Below are 19,235 nucleotides of genomic sequence, written 5' to 3' on the forward strand. Positions count from 1 at the left end.
AATTCGAGTATTCTATCTAATATTAGTATATAATAAATCTTTTTTATCTTTGAATTTTTGACCTATTTTAACCGCAAAATCTTTTATTTAAACAAAATAAAAAGACTCTTGACAAATCAAAAGCTTTTTATTCAAATTTCACTTATTAATATTCTTTTTGTTCAGCTGAAAATTCACTTTCATTATCATCTTTACCGACGATTTGGACTAAAGTTTGTTCGGCTTCATTGAGTGTTTTTTTCAATGTCTCAGAAATTTTCATTCCTTTTTGAAATTCAGCAATTGCATCTTCCAACGCAACATCACCAGATTCTAACTTACGTACGATATTTTCTAATTCTGCTAAATTATCTTCAAATTTTACTTCTTCTTTTTTTGTTGCCATTTTTATTTTACCTCCACTTTTACTTGTCCGTCAGTTAATTCCACATCAAGTGCCTGACCTTTTTTTACATCGCTTACGGATTTAATGATTTTTCCATTTTCGTCAGTAATTAGGGAAAAACCACGCGCTTTTATTTTTGAAATATCTAATAAAAGCAAAGACTGATAGAGTTGCTCGGTCTTATTTTTTTTACTTTCAACAATTTTACTATAGGTTGGAATCAATCTATTTGCTGACAGCTCATAACGGTGCTTCATATTTGCAACTTTATTTTCTGTCAGTACTGTCAATCGTTCGCACAATCGGTCAAGTTTTTGTACATGTCCATCGTAAAGGCGTTCAGGTTGTCTAAACACCACTGACTGACTTAATTTTTCAAGTCGCTCTCTACGAATTTTAATCAAATGAGTTAAACGATTAAAAAGACGACTTTCTTGCTCATTTGCCCAATTGATTAAGTCAATTTTTGTATTTGGTGTGGCTAATTCAGCGGCGGTAGTTGGTGTAGCAGCGCGACTATCAGCTACAAAATCGGCCAAGGTCACATCAGTTTCGTGTCCAACTGATGAAATAATTGGAATACGTGATTCAAAAATTGCTCGAACAACAATCTCTTCATTAAATCCCCATAAATCCTCGATAGAGCCGCCGCCCCGACCAATAATCATCACATCAAAATCGCCACGTTCATTGGCGCGTCGGATATTTCCAGAAATTTCTTCGGCCGCGCCAGCTCCTTGAACTTTAGTCGGATATAAGACAATTTGACTCATTGGAAAACGGCGTTGAACGGTTGTAATAATATCTCTGATCACTGCTCCTGATGGACTCGTGGCCACCGCAATTTTTTTGGAAAATTGTGGTAGATTTTGTTTCCAACGTTGGTCAAAAAGTCCTTCTGCCGCTAATTTTTTCTTCAATTGTTCAAACTTAAGGGCAAGCGCTCCAACTCCATCAGGAACTAAACTCTCAATATTTATAGAATATGACCCAGAAGGGGGATAAATGCTAATACGTCCAATCGCAAGTACTTTCATCCCTTCTTCCAATTCAAAATCCAACTTACGAAATTGCCCTGCCCACATCGTCGCTTGAATCACAGCCCCTTCATCTTTAAGAGCAAAATACTGATGATTAGGTCTTCTTCTAAAATTTGAAATTTCCCCTGTCAAATACACGCGCTCAAGATAAGGGTCTCGTTCAAATTTTGCTTTCAAATATTTTGTTAAGGTTGATACTGATAAATATTCTGTCATTCCCTCACTCTTCATATTTCTCTAATTAATTTTACTGACAACTTGTCAATTTTTACTCTACTTTGTAAAATCGAAAAAAAGTAAAAAGTTTATGTCCTGACCAATTATTTATTATCAATAATTGAGGAGAACTTTGCTTATAAACTTAATTACTCTTTCATCTATTCTTATCAGTTACTATTTTCATTCATTTTTCTTGTTGCCGCACGCACCGTTTGTTCCATCAACATTGTAATGGTCATTGGACCAACTCCACCAGGAACAGGAGTAATCAAACTTGCAACTTCTTTGACTTCATCAAAATCAACATCGCCATGCAATTTTCCGTCTTCATCACGATTCATGCCGACATCAATGACAACTGCTCCATCTTTAACATCATCCGCTTTAATCATCCGGTCACGACCAATGGCTACCACTAATATATCCGCTTCTTTAGTTAATTCTCGTAAGTTTTTTGTTCTTGAATGAGCAATTGTCACCGTCGCATCTGCCATCATCAGTAACTGTGCCATTGGTTTTCCAACAATGTTTGAACGCCCAATCACCACCGCACGTTTTCCCGAAAGTTCGACATTATATTCACGGAACATCTCCATAATTCCAGCTGGTGTTGAAGGAATCATCAACGGATTTCCAGACCACAAACGCCCCATATTCATTGGGTGAAAACCATCTACATCCTTTTCAGGGTCAATTGCTAATAAAACTTTTTCTTCAGAAATATGTTTTGGTAAAGGTAATTGAACCAAAATACCATGCCACTGTTCTGATTGATTATATTGTTCAATCAGCTCCAAAAGCTCTTTTTCTGAAACTGTTTCTGGTAGACGAACTACGCTAGAATTCAAACCAATTGCCGTTGCTTGACGGGCTTTATTTCGGACATAGATTTGACTTGCTGGGTCTTTACCCACAAGGATAACAGCAAGTCCAGGAACGCTGCCTGCTTCTTTTAATTTATCGACTTTAACTTTCAACTCAGCTTGCATTTTAGCTGCAAGTGCTTTTCCATCTATCAAGTTCATAAAACTATTATACCATAAGCCGACTTTCAACTCTCAACTCCTCAAATTGGATTTGTCAGCTTTAGTTTTAATTGTTCGTAATTTTTCATCAGCTTTCTCAAAAAGATAATTCCTTGACATTTTAGGTTTACAATCGTAAACTTAATATAGAAAGACTAATCTCATACTAAATCATTTGGGAGGAAAATATGAAAAATGAAACTCATTCAGACGCTCATGAAAAAATGATGAACGAGCCTCATCTTGATCACGAAATGATGCAGATGGAAACTGATGGCCACGACATGGACATGATGAATCATGGTGGACACATGATGCACATGGGCGATATGAGTAAAAAGCTCAAAGTTGCTATCGTTCTAATGATTCCGCTTCTACTCATTTCACCAATTGCTGGATTTACAATCCTTAAATTCCCCGGTAGTGAAATTCTCCAACTCATTCTCGGAACAATCATCTTCTTCTATTCTGGAACTCCTTTTTTCAGCGGGGCTAAAGGCGAACTAAAAAGTCATAAGCCAGCCATGATGATGCTGATTACAATGGGAATTACCGTTGCCTATGCTTACTCAGTCTATGCCACAATCATGAGTCTTAATGGACAGATGGGAATGAACTTCTGGTTTGAACTTGCAACCTTAATTGTCATTATGCTGATTGGTCACCTCATTGAAATGAAAGCAATCATGGGTGCCGGTGATGCATTAAAAGACTTAGCAAGTCTTGTTCCTAAAAAAGCTCACTTAAAAAATGGTGAAGATGTGGAACTTTCCGAATTAAAAGTTGGTGATTTACTTTTAGTAAAAGAAAATGAGAAAATACCTGCTGACGGAATAATTTTAGGTGAAGCCCTTATTGATGAATCTATGATTACTGGCGAAAGTCGGGCGATTAGCAAAAAAATGAATGCTTCTGTTTATGGTGGTTCACTGAACCAAAATCAACCTTTTGAAATGAAAGTCACAACACTTGGAAAGGATTCATTCCTTAATCAGGTTTCCGAACTAGTCAAAAAAGCTCAATCCCAAAAATCTAATCTTGAAAATATGGCAGATAAGGTGGCTGGATACCTCTTCTACGCTGCACTTATTGTCGGTATCTTTTCATTAATTTTTTGGACAATTAGTTCTAACTTTAGTTTTGCCTTACTTCTTGCGGTTTCTGTTTTTGTGATTGCATGTCCACATGCTTTAGGCCTTGCGGTTCCACTTGTCGTTTCACGCTTAACCAGTATTTCGGCTAAAAATGGCTTGCTTATTCAAAATAGAACTTCTTTAGAAAAAATCAATACGATTAAATATGCATTGATGGATAAAACAGGCACATTAACTGATGGTAAATTTGTCGTCCGTAATGTTATTGATTTTACTGATGATACGGACATTCTACAAATCATGGCAGCTCTTGAAGGAAGTTCTACTCATCCGATTGCTCAATCAATCGTTAATGCAGCTCAACCTCTGAAAAGTCTAAAAGTTGAAGCAATTGAAAATATCCCTGGGGTTGGGATTAAAGGTCAAGTCAATCAACACTTTTATCAAATCGTTAATTATAAATATCTTCGCGAACATCAACTTTCTTATGATGAATCAAAAATTGCCCAATACTTAGAACTTGGGTTAACTGTATCCTTCTTAATCAATGACCAACAAAAGGTTTTAGGGTTCATCGCTTTAGGAGATACTCCAAAAGCTGATGCCAAAGATTTTATAAACGGCCTGTTAGCTCAAGGAATCACACCCGTCATGTTAACAGGAGATAACAAGGAAACTGCTCAAAAAATTGCTACCGCACTAAATATTCCTGAATTTAGAGCGGAATTAAAGCCTGAAGATAAAGCAGAGATTGTGAAAGAATATCAGAAGAAAGCAGGTGTTCTCTTCATTGGTGATGGTGTCAATGATTCACCAGCACTTGCAACAGCTACGATTGGTTTTGCAATTGGCGCAGGTACTTCCGTTGCCATTAACACTGCTGATGTTGTTCTAGTTAACTCCAATCCAAGTGATGTCTTAGATATGATAAATATCTCAAAAAGAATGCTTAATAAAATGAAGCAAAACCTCTGGTTTGGGGCAGGTTATAATATTATTGCTATCCCTGTCGCAGCAGGTATCCTTTATCCATTTACGGGGATTTATATTGACCCTCTTATTGCAGCAGTTCTTATGTCAATCTCAACTGTGATTGTTTCAATCAATGCGATGGGATTGAGGTATGATAAAAAATAGAAGAGCATATGCTCTTCTATTTTTTTATTTTTCAAGCCATAATTAAAAGAAAATTTGATAGAAGCCTTTTATTATTTAAATATACTTAAACATTAAATACCCGAATTGCTAGTTAATTTCATTGGAAAATAAATAAGTCGTGCTATCCTAATCTTAAACCACTAAGCATTAGAAAGCGCACGACTTATATGACTTATAATAGCACACTCCCAAAAGTTTTTGTTTATTTACTGACAACCATTGAGACGCTTTATCAAACGAGGGTTCCCCTTGAGGTTCAAAACCGAAAGAACGTCCATCTCGCAACATCAGATTGCTTAGTTATCGCTTGTTACCTATGGGGCGTACTGCATTTTAGTGAAATGATTAAAGCTAAGCACCAACTTGCTCAAAGTTTATTTCCTAATTTCCTAGAATATTATCGCTTTGTCCGCCGTTGTAATGCCCTCTTACCGAGTATCCAAGTCATTCGACAAGCACTCGTCTTTAAAGAGGTTGAAGGAATGAGTGTATCCATTATTGACAGCTTCCCCATTCCTTTGTGTCAGCCTATTCGTAATTTCAGAAGCAAAGTTCTTGGAGATTATGCAAATGTTGGCTACAATGCTACAAAGGGACAGTACTTCTATGGATGTAAATGTCATGCTTTAGTCAGTGAATCAGGCTATGTCATAGACTACACAATTACTCCTGCTTCAATGGCTGATAGTTCAATGACCGAGGAAGTGTTGAGTCAATTTGGGACCCCAACAGTCCTTGGAGATATGGGATATTTAGGTCAGTCACTGCATGATAGGCTGGAATTAAAAGGAATTGATCTAATGACACCTGTCAGGAAGAACATAAAGCAAAAGAAAATCCTTTTCCCTAATTTTTCAAAACGTAGAAAAGTGATTGAGCGAGTTTTCTCTTTTTTGACAAATCTAGGAGCTGAGCGTTGTAAAAGTCGTTCGCCTCAAGGTTTTCAATTGAAATTAGAGATGATACTTTTAGCGTATTCTTTACTGTTAAAATCAGCTAAATCACTGGAACCAGAGACTTTAAGATATTCTATCGGGTATCAAGTCATGGCTAAATAATCAACTAGCAATTCGGGTATTAAATATATTATCACACAGATGCTTATGATTGTGATGATATTTTTTATATATGATTTATTTTTAAATGATTTAAGAATCTTTCGTTCATAATCATTTAATTGACTCCCTTGATGAACTAGAAAATTAATATTACCTCTAAGATAACGATTAGCGTCAAAAATATCAAAGATTCCTTGAAGTAAATAATCTTTAGTATCTTGAAGCAGTTTTTTTATTTCTAATCTAATCTCATTAGAATCAAGATAGCTATCGATATTTTCCATAAATACTTGATACTTTCTTCCTCTTTTAATAGTTCTTGGTTTTTGCTTAGTAAGACTTTCAAATCTGACTAGCCCTCGCCTATCATAATAAACTTCACTTTTATGTTCTTCATTCCACTTCTTCCCGCGCTCTTGCATTTCTTTAAGGTTAGCCACAATCTGCTCAGTTTCTCTGGCTTTTTCTTCAGCCGTTTTTTCTTTATTTTTTTTAGATTTATTTTTATCTTTAGTTAAAAAAATATCATCCAAATTTTCAATCTCTTTATTTTGACTCATTAGCTCCCTCCTTTCTTAGTTACTGTTACTTGAAAGCTTAGTATCCTTTAGAAAAAATGTAAAGATGTAGCAAATTCCTATAATGATTCTAAATGAAAATACTAAAATATTTCCTAAACTACTATAACTATGAAATATAGATAATATCCCCATCACAAGCAGAAATAATTTCCACCATTTCCCTCCCCTTTTTCCAATACGACTATATGCCACCCATTCTAATGCAGGGTAAACTGACATTGCAACTATTCCCATTAGTGCTATTACAAAAGGAGAATAGCCAGCGAAAGAATACAAATTATTTATGATATTTATCGTGCCCATAAATGCTACCATAACAGTAGTTAAAATATTTCCGACAAAAGCTGTTTGTTTGGAAGTAATTGATTTCATTTCTCCCTCCTATTTGAAGAAACCCATTTTAATTGCCCATGCTAGAAAAATTATGATAGTACCAATTACAGAAATCAAGGCTGTTCTCATACCGCCTCTTTTTCGTCGACTATTACTATAATCTCTCTCCCTATTCGTTATTCCTTGTTTTCCCGGTGTTGTAGTCAATAACAATAAATCATGTACAATAAAATCCTCTGCATCCTCTGAATTAAACTCTCCACTTTCTAATTTCTTTTTAGCTATTTGCAGAATCATCTCTGAATCGACAGATTTATTCGAATCATTTAAAAGGTCCTCAATTTTTTGTAAAGCTTTCGTACTATTGTTTTGTTCTTTTTTACTTTTTTTATTTTCCTCAATTTTTCGATTTGGTGTTAGATAGTCTTTACCATTAATTTCAGACATCCAGTTATCACGATAATCATTAAGCCCATTAACAAATTTATTTAAATCTTTTGGGTCTATCGGTTTTCTTTCTGGTTTTCTTTCTGGTTCTTTATTCTGGGTCATTTGGTGTTTCTCCTTCTCCACGTTCTTCGCGGTCATTTTCTTCAACTTCTCCATAATCAGATAGGCTTTCTCCAATTCCTTCTCCCACTTCTGGTCTCACACTATCTTGTCCACCATATGATTTCACATAGGTCTCATCAACTCCTGCAGCATCTCCCGGGGCAGTTGCAAGACCAAAAACAAAGAGCGTTGTTAGAGTACTAGATGTACTTCCCCAATCAAAATGTTTTTCACTTTCCATTGCCAAATTCCACTGGTTTGATAACCACCCTAAGACCCCACCAGATGATTTTTTCTTTGGAGTACTTGAAGAATAATTATCCTCCGCAACCAAGTCCGTTTCTTTAGAATAGTAAGCAGATTTCGGAACATAATTTGGATAGTAAGCTCCGTTAGAACTACTATATCCACCTGATGAATAACCATAGCCACTAGAATATGAATAACCTCCATCATAACTGTAATCACCATAAGTTGGTGCATAATAAACCACAGGTGGAATATAATTCGGCACATACTCATAGCCATTGGCATAGTAAATCGTCGCATAAGGATTACTTGTGTTGTAATAAACAATTGGTGGCACATATTTGTAGTAAACATCTAGTGTTTCATCATCTTTGGGATAAGTGCCTGACTCTGTGGTGCTATCTTCGATATAGTAATTGCCAAAGTTATAAGGGACGTTCACTGAATAAGCATGCCCATAAAGGCCTGTGGTTGATTCTTGTCCTAGATAGGTACCGTCCGTACCATAGTAATCATAAGTGACGGTATTTTGGATATGATAATAATCACCGACTATTATTGTGTTCCCATTTCTGTGCTGACTTTCTTGACCATAAGCATAATGTGGGAATTTGCTGGCTGGAACCGTTCATGTCATTCCTGGGAACCAGATAAATTGGTGTTGCGGAACAATGAGCCGATTGTTTTCATCGGCATCATAGTAGTTGAGATAGACAACATCTCTGACTTGTGTCGCCAAATGTGCTTGTAAGGCCGAACCAAAGAGGTCATAGCGAACCCCTTGCGAATATTGATAAGAATTTCCACTACGAGCTGGCGCTGGACTGTAAAAATCATAGTCAAAGTTTGACAGAAAACCAACACCCAGATAACCGCCATAAGGCAAGCTGGCCTGTCCATTCAAATCGGTGTCAGGAGCTGTGGTATCAAAAATAATACTATTAGTGTCTATCGCAAGGTTGGTTGTCTTTGGAATGACGGTTAAGAGATTGGCAAGATTGGTCTTGACTCCTTGTGCCATATCAATATCCGTTGTGATAAACGAAGCGAGGACCGGGACTTGAAAGTCTGTATTATGTGCGACGATTTGATAGTTAATATTGACATTGTTTGCCCCAAAATAAAGAGCAACAATCGAGTTTCCGTCTGAGTTAGCGATGTTTTGCTCGCCTGTAAAAGCCAATCCAATCGGACAGTCAGACGTACTTTCTGCAGGGGCTTGCCAGCTTGATTCATCTGTCGAGATGACTTTGTATATCAAATCTAGATTCGTTCCGGCTAGGGTTGTTCCAACATTGGTAATTCGTCCAGAATCTCCAGCATTCATAGTATAAGTGGTCGCAGGTATGGTTGGACCGTCCGTTTGTCCAAAGTTTTCAACACTAATTTGACCTGTTGTTTGACCTTTGATTGGTATAACCTGCGTATTTGCAGACCAATGTAACCCATCCGGAGTCAGAAAATTATTGGGAACAAGGTTGTTAGCTTTGATTGTAATATTGATATCATCTAGCGTGGCTGGCCCTGTGATGTCATTGGCGACTGAACCGGTCGCTTCAATACTGCTTGATTGCAGGGTCTTGACCATTAGCTTGACTGGCAATTGAACCATTTGTTAGGGTAGCATTGGTAACTGTTCCACTTGTCGAAAGACTTGATGCAATTGTGACTTTTGCTTTTGATGAATCAAGAGGAACACTTGGGACTTTTGAAGTCGAGGCGTTTGTTTTCGATCCTGAACTGGTCGAACTTACAGTCTCTGATGAATTAGAGCTTGCTTCTACACTTAAAGCCTGAGCCGAACTGGCATTTAGAACCTGAGCTGAACTGGTTGAAGAAGACGAATCTGAATTGGCAATTGGACCCTGAGCCGAACCTACCAAAACTGGTGAATCTGAACTGGTTGAAGAAGATGAATCTGAATTGGCAATTGGACCCTGAGCCGAACTTGCCAAAGCTGGTGAATCTGAACTGGTACTTGGACTTGGGGCTGTGCTTGCCTGTGAAGGTTGCGAGGTCACCTCTTTAGTTTGAATTTCTGCCTGTGAAGTTCCTGTATTTCCTTCGGTTGTCGAATCAGACACGACAAGGGAAGAATTTACAGTTGGATTGTTGACATCTTCAGCTTGGTTTGTTTGTGAAACAGCTAGATTTTCATCTGCTTTTACTGCTAGAGGCAAACTAGTAACTAACAAACTTAAAAGAATTCCAGTGCTAAGCAACCAAAATTTGCTTGGTGACTTCATCTGAAATCGTTTTTTCTGATTTTCCAATGTAAAACCTCCTTTTAGTGAATATTTTTTGTTTTCTGATTGTTTAATATTATACGCTTAATTAGAAACTTTGGTAAATATAAAGTAATGATTTTAACTCAATTTAAAAACAAGACTTTTAGAATACAAAAAAACCTACCAAAAGTGGTAGGTATCTATTTCAATAGAAGGCTGAAATATCTTATGTTGTGTTCTTACTCGCGCATTTATATTTTCTCCTCCTCTAAATCAAAAAGACCATTATACAATGGTCTTTTTCTTTTAAATTAATCCTTTAGCTTTTAAATATCTTTCTGCTACTTTTGAAGCGTCTTCCTGCTTAACATTAACATCATAGTTCATCTCAATCATCTCTTGGTCAGTAATTTTTCCTGACAGTTTATTGAGAATCTTCTTGAGTTCAGGATATTTTTTTAATAAACTTTCTTTCATCAGTGGTGCTGCTTGATAAGGTGGAAAAAGGTTCTTATCATCTTTTAAAACAGTAAGATTATATTGTTTAATTTGGCTGTCAGTAGAATATACTTCAGCGACATTCACAGCCCCAGAGTTTAAGGCATTATAAATCAGACTACTTTGCATGGTTTTGACATTTAAATCAAGTCCATATAGTTTTTTCAAGCCAATATTTCCATCTGAACGATTAGCAAATTCAACATCAAAACCTGCAGTTAATCCTGAAACGTTAGGCAAATCAGAAATTTTCGTGAGCTGATGTTCTTTAGCAAAATCAGATTTGACAGCAAGAGCATAAGTATCTTGAAATTTCATTGGTGATAGGTAGGTAAATTGATTGAGTTTTTTAATGCCTTCTTCTGCTTTTTGCCAAACTACAGCCGGGTCAGTAGAATTAACTGGGTCTTTTAAAAATGTAGAAGTAATCGTCCCTGTGTATTCAGGATAGATATCAATTTTTCCTGCTTTTAAGGCATTATAGAGGAAAGTCGTATCACCAAAATTTGATTTTAAATTGACACGAATATTACTATCCTTCTCAATAAGTAACTTGTACATGTTAATCAATACATCAGGTTCAGCTCCTAATTTACCTGCAATTGTAATTTGTGGATGGTCAGAAGTTTGAGGGCGATAGTAAGAACCTCCCAACACGAGTAAACCAATGAAAAAACTAATGAGAATTGTTCTTATCTTTGCCTTCTCTAAAAATTTCAAAAGACTACTGAAAATGATCGCCAACAAGGCTGACGAAATGGCTCCAATCAAAATCAATGAAACATCATTCATATTTATTCCAAGAAGAATAAAGTTTCCTAAACCTCCAGCGCCAATCAGGGCAGCGAGTGTCGCGGTACCAATGACCATAACTGTACTCGTCCGAATTCCTGCCATGATAAAGGGCATTGCCAATGAGAGTTCAAATTTCATCAGTCGTTCCCTGCGATTCATCCCAAATGCCGTTGCGGCCTCAATCAAGGAAGGTTCAATTTGCTCTAAACCCGTATATGTATTTTGAACAATTGGAAAAATCGCATAAACAACAAGTGCAACAATGGCTGGTAAACTTCCAATTCCGATAAATGGAATTAATAATCCCAAAAGAGCTAAACTAGGAATGGTTTGAAAAATTCCTGTGACTTGCAAAATCGGTTCGGCAATTTTCGGAAAACGTCGAAGTAAGAGGGCTAAGGGAATCGAAATCAAAATCGCAATAAAAATTGAAATGAGTGAGATTTGAATATGTTCCAAAAGTGCCTGCCAAAATTGTCCTTGCTGATTTTGAAAAGTTGAAATTAATTGGCTCATTTTTCACCTCCTGCAATATAACAAATAATATCATCTGAGGTGATGCTTTTGCCCCTGTATTTCAAAACTTCTTTTTCAGATAGACGATTGATTATTTCAGATATCGTTGTATTTTCAGCAACTTCTTGTGCTTCTGGATTTACTGACAGCTCTGTCAGTAATAAATTTTCAACAGAAACCGTTGATAAGTTCTGATGATATTCTTTGAAAAATGTTTTAACGAAATCATTTGCTGGATGTTGATAAATATCAGCCGGCTCAGCAATTTGCTGGATTAAGCCATCATTCATAACGGCCACACGGTCAGCCAAATATAAGGCTTCATCTAAATCATGAGTAACAAAGACAATCGTCAAATTCATTTTCTTTTGTAAATCTTTAATAAATATTTGCAACTGACGACGTGAAATTGGGTCAAGTGCTGAAAAAGGCTCATCCATCAAAACAATTTTAGGATTGGCGGCAATTGCCCGCAAAATTCCGACCCTTTGTTGCTCCCCTCCTGATAATTCACTGGGTTGGCGGTGAGCATAATCTTTAGCATCCAGGCCAACTAAATCTAGGAGTTCATTGGTTCTGTCAGTAATTTTTGTTTTATCCCAACCTTTCATTTCAGGAATCAAAGCAATGTTCTCTGAAACGGTTAGATTGGGAAATAAAGCGATTTGTTGTAAGACATAACCCACAGATAATCTTAATTTCCTCAGATTTGTTGTACTTACTTCTTCATTGTTGATTAAAATTTTCCCCTCACTGTGAGTGACTAATTGATTAATCATCTTTAAAGTGGTCGTTTTTCCACTTCCACTCGGCCCTACTAGCACAAAAAACTCTTGGTCTTTAATAGTAAAATTAGCATGATCAAGAATTTTTTTACTAGCGAAAGCCTTGGACACATTCTGGAATTCAATCATGAATGTCCTCATTTCTATCATTAAAATTTACTGACCACTTGAAAATATATTCTGTCAGTAAAAAATTTTCTTCAGCTTTGACTTATGGTTTCTTCTATTATAATGTTACACATCAGCCAAGCAAACTGTCAGTAAAAATATTCTAAGTCACTAGCTACTGTTGGATAAGTAAAAATCATTTTTTCAACATCAGCCAATGTCATTTTTTGTTGAATTAAAATACTGATTAAATTAATCACTTCATCAGCTACTGAACTTACTGTTGAAGCACCGACAATTTCTTGATTTTCATTGATGGCAACTTTTAGTTTTGCTAAGGGGTCATTAATTCTCTTATAAGTATACCAAGATTTTAAATTCAAACTTTTTGTGCGAATTCCAGTCCCTGTCAAAATCCCCACCTCAGCTAATTTTGCCGTTCCAAAAATAATTGTCGGAATCTGTGGATAATGGATTGGTACTTTATTAGCATTTGGCAAATTTTGACCCAAATAATTTCCTTCAAATGAAGAAACAGGAGTTAAATGAGGCTCCGCTTTAGAGAGGACATCTCCCATGGCATAAATTTTAGGATTGCTTGTTTGTAGATAGTCGTTTACTTTAATCCCTTTGTGGTCTGTTTCAACGCCAACTTTATCTAAATTAAGCTGATCGCTATTTGGCTGACGACCAACTCCGGCAATCACTAAATCCGTTTTATGTTCAAAACCAGCTCCATCAGTCAACAAAAAACCGTCAGTAAATTTTTCAACTTTGCTTACAGAAATATTTTCAATAAAATTAATGCCCTGATTTTTGAGGTAATTGATAAATTCTTGTCCCATTTCTTCATCAAAATGAGCAACATTACTTTTCTTACGAGAAATAATCGTTACATCACTTCCAGCAGCTTTAGCAATTTGAGCTAATTCTAATGATATTGGCCCACTCCCCATGAAACTAATCTTAGCAGGTAATTCTTCAAGAGCTAAAAAATCATTACTTGTTTTTAGAAATTCGTCACCATCAAGTTCTAGACGACGTGGACGACTTCCTGTCGCAATAATATAAGTTTTGGCCTGATAAATCTCTCCTGCAACTTGCAGTTCTCCTTGCTCAGTAAAACTTGCGCTACCATATATCGTTTCAATATCAGCATTTTTTAACCCTTCAAAAGTCGATTTTTCGTAAGGATCGGTAATATTTAACTTACGACTTCGCAAACCTTTCCAATCAATCTTTAAATCACCCGAAATTCCTTGACCTTTTAAATGTTCAACATGACTTTTAGCCTCAATCACTGCCATCATCATTTTAGTTGGGTCACAACCATAATTTGGACAAGTTCCACCCCACTTATCATTTTCAATCATTGCAATTTTATTATCTTTCGTTTTAAGGCGATAAGCTAAGCCAAGTCCCCCAGGTCCTGCTCCAATAATAATATAATCAAACAATCTTTCTCCTTCTAATTTTCAAATTAAACTTTTAATGTAATAACTTACAAGGCTTTAGATTAATTCTACTTTTTTTCTCCAAAATATCAAACTATTTAGCCTTTAATATAAAAAAATTCAGTAGTAATTACTACTGAATTATCCTTCTTGAAATTGTTCTTCCAAATCAAATTGATATAAGCGCTCTGTAGCTGCTTCAATTTGGATTTTTCTCATTTTTCTAGGCAAAAATTTTCTGATTTCATCGTCATTATAGCCGACTTGCAGCCGTTTATTATCAATAATCAATGGACGACGTAAGATTGTTGGATTCATTTCAATCAGCTCAACTAAATCATTTAATTTAATTGATTCAAAATCAATATTTAAACGTTCGTAAGCTTGACTCCTCTTATAAATAATATCTACTGTCCCACCTTCTGTTAGGGATAATATTTCTAATAAATCCTCTCTTCCAATATGATTTGTAACTAAATTTATTTCCTGATAGGCAAGTTGATGTTTTTCCAACCATTCTTTCGCTTTTTTACAAGAGCTGCAAGATGCTACCGTGTAGATTTTTATCATAGTGTTCACCTCATCTATTTCTTATCACATTCTCATTTATCTCTTAATTATATTCTACCATAAAAAGATAATTTGTAAAGGCTTTTATGAGATAAAAATGAGGTTATCATCTGCTTTTAACAGAAAACAAAAAAATGTAAAAATACAGTTTTTTTAATTTTATTTATAGATTCTTTTGATTCTATCAGAAAGTAAGCAAAGCACTTCATAATTAATCGTTCCACGCCAATCAGCAACGTCTGTTGTCGTGATTTCATTAGCCTTATCTCGACCAATCAAAGTGACCTTCGTTCCCAAAGGGTAAGACTTATCAAGTTTTATCATCATTTGATCCATACAAACTCGACCAACAATCTCACAAAACTTTCCATCAACAAGCACTTTGAAACCTTGCATTTGACGGGTCCACCCGTCAGCGTAACCAATTGGAACAGTTCCAATCCAAGTTTCTTCACTCGTCTCATAAGTTGCACCATAACCAACCGTTTCACCTGCAGCTATTTTTTTTATATGAGTCAATTCAGAAACTAAAGAGAGAGCGGGTTCAATTTCAAAAGGAAGTTCCAAAGTTTTACCACTTGGATTCAAGCCATACATTGAAATCCCTAAACGTTCAATAGCTTGAACTTGTTCCTTATGCCATAAAGCAGCGGCCGTATTAGTTGAGTGTATAAATTTTGGTTGACGTGATAATCCGGCCATAATTTTGTTAAATCTTGCCTGTTGATTTTTAAATTTTGTTTCATCAGCCATATCCGCAGTCGCAAAATGAGTGAAAATTCCTTCAAAATTAATCGCATATTTATCAGCAAGTTCAATCATCTGATTAGCTTCTTCAACATCACGAATACCAATCCGACCCATACCAGAATCTACACCAATATGAATTTTTAAATCTGAAAGTTCTGCTTCTTCTTGAACAACCAATTTCAACCATTCTAAACTCGGGGCAGTAAGACTAATATTAAGGGCAGCTGCAATATCAACATCTTCTGGAACAATTCCGGATAAAACTAAAATCGGTTTAGTCACCAGATGATTTCGTAATTCAATTGCCTCATCTAGGTTTGATACACAAAAACCACCTACCAAATCGCTCACCGCTTTAGAAACCTCAACCGAGCCATGACCATAAGCATCTGCTTTCACTGCTGGCCAAATCTCTGCATTAGGGTTAATATGCTTTTTAAATTTTTCAATATTATTTCTAATCGCTTTTAAATCAACAATAGCTGAAGTATTACGATGTGGTGAAGTTTTCATCTTTTAAACCTTTCTCTAGTTTAAGTAAAATTTTTATTACTTCTTAATTTTTTTTCTAAAACAACAAAAGCAACTGCTTCTAAATTACTATGCGAAATAGATAAATGAACTTGACCCTCAAAAGGATGTTTTGAAAAATAAGGTTTTCCCAATTCATCATTTTTTATTTCAAGATCATGCATTCCTAAAGCTTTACCAAATCCGGTACCATAAGCCTTAGAAAAAGCCTCCTTTGCCGCCCAGCGTCCAGCGAGAAATTCTGTTTTACGAGCAGTGGATTGAAAATTATTGTACTTTTCTAGCTCCATTGTTGTAAGAACTTGTTCCACAAAACGCTCTGAGCGTGTTAATGCTTTTTGAATTCGAGAAAGTTCAACATTATCAACACCTGTCCCAAAAACCATCCTTTCACCTCTATTTCTAGAATAAAGGCTAAAATCTGGCAAAGACTGCCAGATTTTTCACCTTTTGAAAACAAATTTTTTTTAGTTATAAATTTTCTTAAAAGAGAGAATCTCTAAATTTTTATAACTTATTTTGCAAGTTCATAAATTGCTTCAGCATAAATCACTGCCGCTTTGTAGATATTTTCAACAGGTTTCATTTCATTCGCTTGGTGCATTGAATCTGGTTCTCCTTCAAACATTGCTCCATAAGCAACACCACGTTCCAACAGACGACCGAAAGTTCCACCACCAATGATTGTTTCATATCCTTTAAGACCAGTGTGTTTTTCATAAACATCAATCAATGTTGATACAAGTGGGTCTGACATTGGAACATAGTGAGGTGTGTGGAGGTGTTTTGAAAGTTCAACTTCAACAACCCCATCAAGTTTAGCAAGAATTTCTTGCATACGCTCTGGGCTGTTCCCTTGTGGGAAACGGAAATTGAGGGCGATTTTACCTTCACCATTTTCATCAAATGACCAAACACCAGCATTCATTGAGGTATTTCCCATCAATTCATCAACAAAAGCTGTACCTAATTTTTCACCTTCATGATCTTCAAGAAGTTTTTCAGCCCCAACTTTAATGAAGGCAGCAGCACCGTCAGCAAAGTCAAATTGATTCAAGAACAAAGTAAGATAAGTTGCTCCATTAATCCCTTTTTCTGGCATCGCACCATGCGCTGATTTACCATAAAGCGTAATTGTTGCTTTTCCATCAGCCTCTTCAAGGTCAAAACGAAGATTTTTGCTTGCATGTTCAGCTACAAATTTTTCAAGTGCAGCTTCTAAATCTTTAGCACCTGAAATCACTGCAGTTGCTGATTCTGGAACCATATTTTCTGCAAGACCTGCTTTAAAGCTGTGAAGAACAACTTGACCAGCATTTTTACCTGAGAAATGGAGATATTCTGTGATATTCCCTTTTTCACCATTGATAATTGGGAACTCAGCATCAGGTGAGAAACCAAAATCAGGCAACGGCAATTCACAGTGCTCAAAGTAGTAATCCATATCTGCCCAACCTGTTTCTTCGTTTGTACCAACGATGAAACGGATTTTTTTAGATAATGGAAGATTAAGTTCTTTCAAAATTTTGAGTGCATAGTAACATGCAACTGTTGGTCCTTTATCATCAGAAGCACCACGAGCATAGAGATTCCCATTACGGATTTCTGGCTCAAATGGATTTGAATCCCAACCGGAACCAGCAGGAACAACATCTAAGTGACCAATAATTCCGAGAACTTCGGCATCAGCATTTGCTCCGTTTTCATATTCAAAATGTCCAACATAGTTATCATAATTTTTAGTTGTATAACCATCACGTTCGGCAATTTTCAAGAAAGCATCCAAAGCTTTTCTTGGACCAGGGCCAAATGGATTTTCAGCATCTGCATGTTCCATATCCATTGCAGAATCAATGCGCAAAAGGCTAAACAAATCTTCCATCAAAGCGTCCTTACGCTTTTCAACTTCAGCTTTAAAATCAATAGTTGTCATAATCTTCTCCTTGAAGTAGTATATTTATCTATTGTATCATAGTTACTCAACATGGTGCAATAAGTACTAATAAATATGAATTAAAGTAACTTTTCTTAACCACTTTCATCAGTAAATTTCCCTTCAAAATATTTTACTCAAATAAGTATCACAGTTATTAGGTAGTCATTTTATATTGTTTCAAAAACTGCACTAATAACGAGCTTTTATTGGCATCTTAATTACCTACCTTGTTACAGGTTATTATGTTATTCTGAAAATACTATTTAAAAAGATTATATATAAGGAGGATAAACATAATATCATTGAACATAGTGGAAAATAATATACCTGATATCAAGATTAGATCAATCATAGAAACTGCTGATTTCATCAAAAAAAATAAATCATCTTTAGTTCGTTTTGGAGATGGGGAAATAGACATAATTAACCATAGCAGTATCCCTTATCAACCTTACAGCCCAGAGCTTGCTAAACAACTCAAAAATATCTTAGAAACACAAAGTGACGAAAAGTGCCTGGTAGCTTTACCCGATGTTTTTCAAAATTTGGAGAGATACAATAATTCTGCTCAGAATTTTTGGAAGGGCCATTTTGAAAGATACCACAATTTTTATCAAGAACTTCACAAATCTGATTGGTATGCTAGTACTTTTATTTCTCGCCCATATATTGATCTTGAAGATAAAAGTAGCGCTGCTGAATCTTTTGAGGCTGTTAGAAGCTTATGGGAAGCAAAAGATATACTAATCGTTGAAGAGACCTCTTCTCGTTCTGGAGTTGGAAATACATTATTTCAAAACGCTAAGTCTATTTCTCGAATTATCTGCCCATCCCACAATGCCTATCAAAAATACAATGATATTTTAGAAAGTATTAAAACTTTTGGAATGGAAAAGCTTATATTACTTATGCTAGGACCTACCGCAAAAGTATTAGGATTCCAATTATCCCGAGAAGGTTATCAAGCAATCGATATTGGACATATTGATTCTGAATATGAGTGGTATCAAATGGGGGCCTCATACAAAGTAAAATTACAACATAAACATACCGCTGAACATAATTATGACACAGATATCATTTTTCTTCAGGACAATGACTATGAAAATAGTATCATTGGACGTATCGAATAAAAAGATAAATCTATATGATGTATACCAAAAAGCTAGACTTTTGAAATCATGACGTTAAGTCAATTTTTTAGAGTAACAAACGTAGAATTTTAATCTATTTATTTTAAGCACTTACCTTTTCAAATTGATTAGGTGTAAGATACCCTAAACTTTGATGGATTCGTTTTGAATTATAAAAGGCTTCGATGTACCAGAAAATACTCTGATAGGCTTCTTCAAAGTTCTTATATTTAAATT

At 35.7% G+C, this 19,235-nt stretch carries 17 protein-coding genes and 1 pseudogene; 3 read left to right on the top strand and 15 right to left on the bottom strand.

The window, feature by feature from the left end; translation table 11 throughout:
• Positions 1–145: 145 nt before the first annotated feature.
• The 3 genes from LLA01S_RS09360 to LLA01S_RS09370 all read right to left on the bottom strand — a co-directional run bounded on the left by LLA01S_RS09360 (position 146) and on the right by LLA01S_RS09370 (position 2,669).
• Complete coding sequence (locus LLA01S_RS09360) at positions 146–385, bottom strand: exodeoxyribonuclease VII small subunit (RefSeq protein WP_011675817.1); 240 nt, start codon at positions 383–385, stop codon at positions 146–148.
• Between the two features lie 2 nt (positions 386–387).
• Positions 388–1,641 carry an exodeoxyribonuclease VII large subunit gene (xseA, locus tag LLA01S_RS09365; RefSeq protein WP_031286477.1) on the bottom strand — a complete coding sequence of 418 codons (1,254 nt, stop codon included), beginning with the start codon at positions 1,639–1,641 and terminating at the stop codon, positions 388–390.
• A gap of 170 nt (positions 1,642–1,811) precedes the next feature.
• On the bottom strand, positions 1,812–2,669 hold the full coding sequence (locus tag LLA01S_RS09370; protein WP_061778220.1) for a bifunctional methylenetetrahydrofolate dehydrogenase/methenyltetrahydrofolate cyclohydrolase: 858 nt from the start codon (positions 2,667–2,669) through the stop codon (positions 1,812–1,814).
• Between the two features lie 188 nt (positions 2,670–2,857).
• Between LLA01S_RS09370 and LLA01S_RS09375 the strand changes: the two genes are divergently transcribed.
• Positions 2,858–4,900, top strand: coding sequence for a heavy metal translocating P-type ATPase (locus tag LLA01S_RS09375; RefSeq protein ID WP_061778214.1), 2,043 nt, complete (start codon positions 2,858–2,860; stop codon positions 4,898–4,900).
• A 188-nt stretch (positions 4,901–5,088) separates the two neighbouring features.
• The gene (locus LLA01S_RS09380; protein ID WP_061778215.1) at positions 5,089–5,979 is read left to right on the top strand and encodes an IS982 family transposase; all 891 of its coding nucleotides are present in this window, start codon (positions 5,089–5,091) and stop codon (positions 5,977–5,979) included.
• Here the strand turns inward: LLA01S_RS09380 and LLA01S_RS09385 are convergent.
• The 11 genes and pseudogenes from LLA01S_RS09385 to pepV all read right to left on the bottom strand — a co-directional run bounded on the left by LLA01S_RS09385 (position 5,961) and on the right by pepV (position 17,862).
• Entirely contained in the window at positions 5,961–6,539 is a 579-nt protein-coding gene (locus LLA01S_RS09385; protein ID WP_011675812.1) for a hypothetical protein, read from the bottom strand. The genes LLA01S_RS09380 and LLA01S_RS09385 overlap by 19 nt on opposite strands.
• A 15-nt stretch (positions 6,540–6,554) precedes the next feature.
• Entirely contained in the window at positions 6,555–6,932 is a 378-nt protein-coding gene (locus tag LLA01S_RS09390) for a hypothetical protein (protein ID WP_021165395.1), read from the bottom strand.
• A 9-nt stretch (positions 6,933–6,941) separates the two neighbouring features.
• The gene (locus tag LLA01S_RS09395; RefSeq protein ID WP_061778216.1) at positions 6,942–7,445 is read right to left on the bottom strand and encodes a hypothetical protein; all 504 of its coding nucleotides are present in this window, start codon (positions 7,443–7,445) and stop codon (positions 6,942–6,944) included.
• A pseudogene (locus LLA01S_RS09400) lies at positions 7,432–9,967 on the bottom strand (cell wall anchor protein). Before LLA01S_RS09400 ends, LLA01S_RS09395 begins: the two are co-directional and overlap by 14 nt.
• A gap of 261 nt (positions 9,968–10,228) precedes the next feature.
• Complete coding sequence (locus LLA01S_RS09405; RefSeq protein ID WP_011835503.1) at positions 10,229–11,731, bottom strand: ABC transporter permease/substrate-binding protein; 1,503 nt, start codon at positions 11,729–11,731, stop codon at positions 10,229–10,231.
• Positions 11,728–12,645, bottom strand: coding sequence for an ABC transporter ATP-binding protein (locus LLA01S_RS09410; protein WP_011675807.1), 918 nt, complete (start codon positions 12,643–12,645; stop codon positions 11,728–11,730). The genes LLA01S_RS09405 and LLA01S_RS09410 overlap by 4 nt, the downstream gene beginning before the upstream one ends.
• A 128-nt stretch (positions 12,646–12,773) precedes the next feature.
• Positions 12,774–14,081, bottom strand: coding sequence for a dihydrolipoyl dehydrogenase family protein (locus LLA01S_RS09415; protein ID WP_011675806.1), 1,308 nt, complete (start codon positions 14,079–14,081; stop codon positions 12,774–12,776).
• A gap of 138 nt (positions 14,082–14,219) precedes the next feature.
• On the bottom strand, positions 14,220–14,648 hold the full coding sequence (locus LLA01S_RS09420; RefSeq protein ID WP_061778217.1) for a Spx/MgsR family RNA polymerase-binding regulatory protein: 429 nt from the start codon (positions 14,646–14,648) through the stop codon (positions 14,220–14,222).
• Positions 14,649–14,807: 159 nt separating this feature from the next.
• Entirely contained in the window at positions 14,808–15,911 is a 1,104-nt protein-coding gene (alr, locus tag LLA01S_RS09425; RefSeq protein ID WP_011675804.1) for an alanine racemase, read from the bottom strand.
• 20 nt (positions 15,912–15,931) lie between these two features.
• Positions 15,932–16,315 (bottom strand): holo-ACP synthase, encoded by a 384-nt coding sequence (gene acpS, locus LLA01S_RS09430; protein WP_061778218.1) that lies wholly within the window; start codon positions 16,313–16,315, stop codon positions 15,932–15,934.
• 128 nt (positions 16,316–16,443) lie between these two features.
• Entirely contained in the window at positions 16,444–17,862 is a 1,419-nt protein-coding gene (gene pepV / locus LLA01S_RS09435) for a dipeptidase PepV (protein ID WP_014572862.1), read from the bottom strand.
• A gap of 314 nt (positions 17,863–18,176) precedes the next feature.
• Here pepV and LLA01S_RS09440 point away from each other — a divergent pair, with 314 nt between their 5' ends.
• The gene (locus tag LLA01S_RS09440; protein ID WP_061778219.1) at positions 18,177–18,998 is read left to right on the top strand and encodes an SP_1767 family glycosyltransferase; all 822 of its coding nucleotides are present in this window, start codon (positions 18,177–18,179) and stop codon (positions 18,996–18,998) included.
• Positions 18,999–19,101: 103 nt separating this feature from the next.
• Here the strand turns inward: LLA01S_RS09440 and LLA01S_RS12190 are convergent.
• The coding region (locus LLA01S_RS12190) for an IS3 family transposase (protein ID WP_145995562.1) at positions 19,102–19,235 on the bottom strand (134 nt) is incomplete at its 5' end.

The organism is Lactococcus cremoris subsp. cremoris NBRC 100676 (genome assembly GCF_001591705.1).
Classification (GTDB): Bacteria; Bacillota; Bacilli; order Lactobacillales; family Streptococcaceae; genus Lactococcus; species Lactococcus cremoris.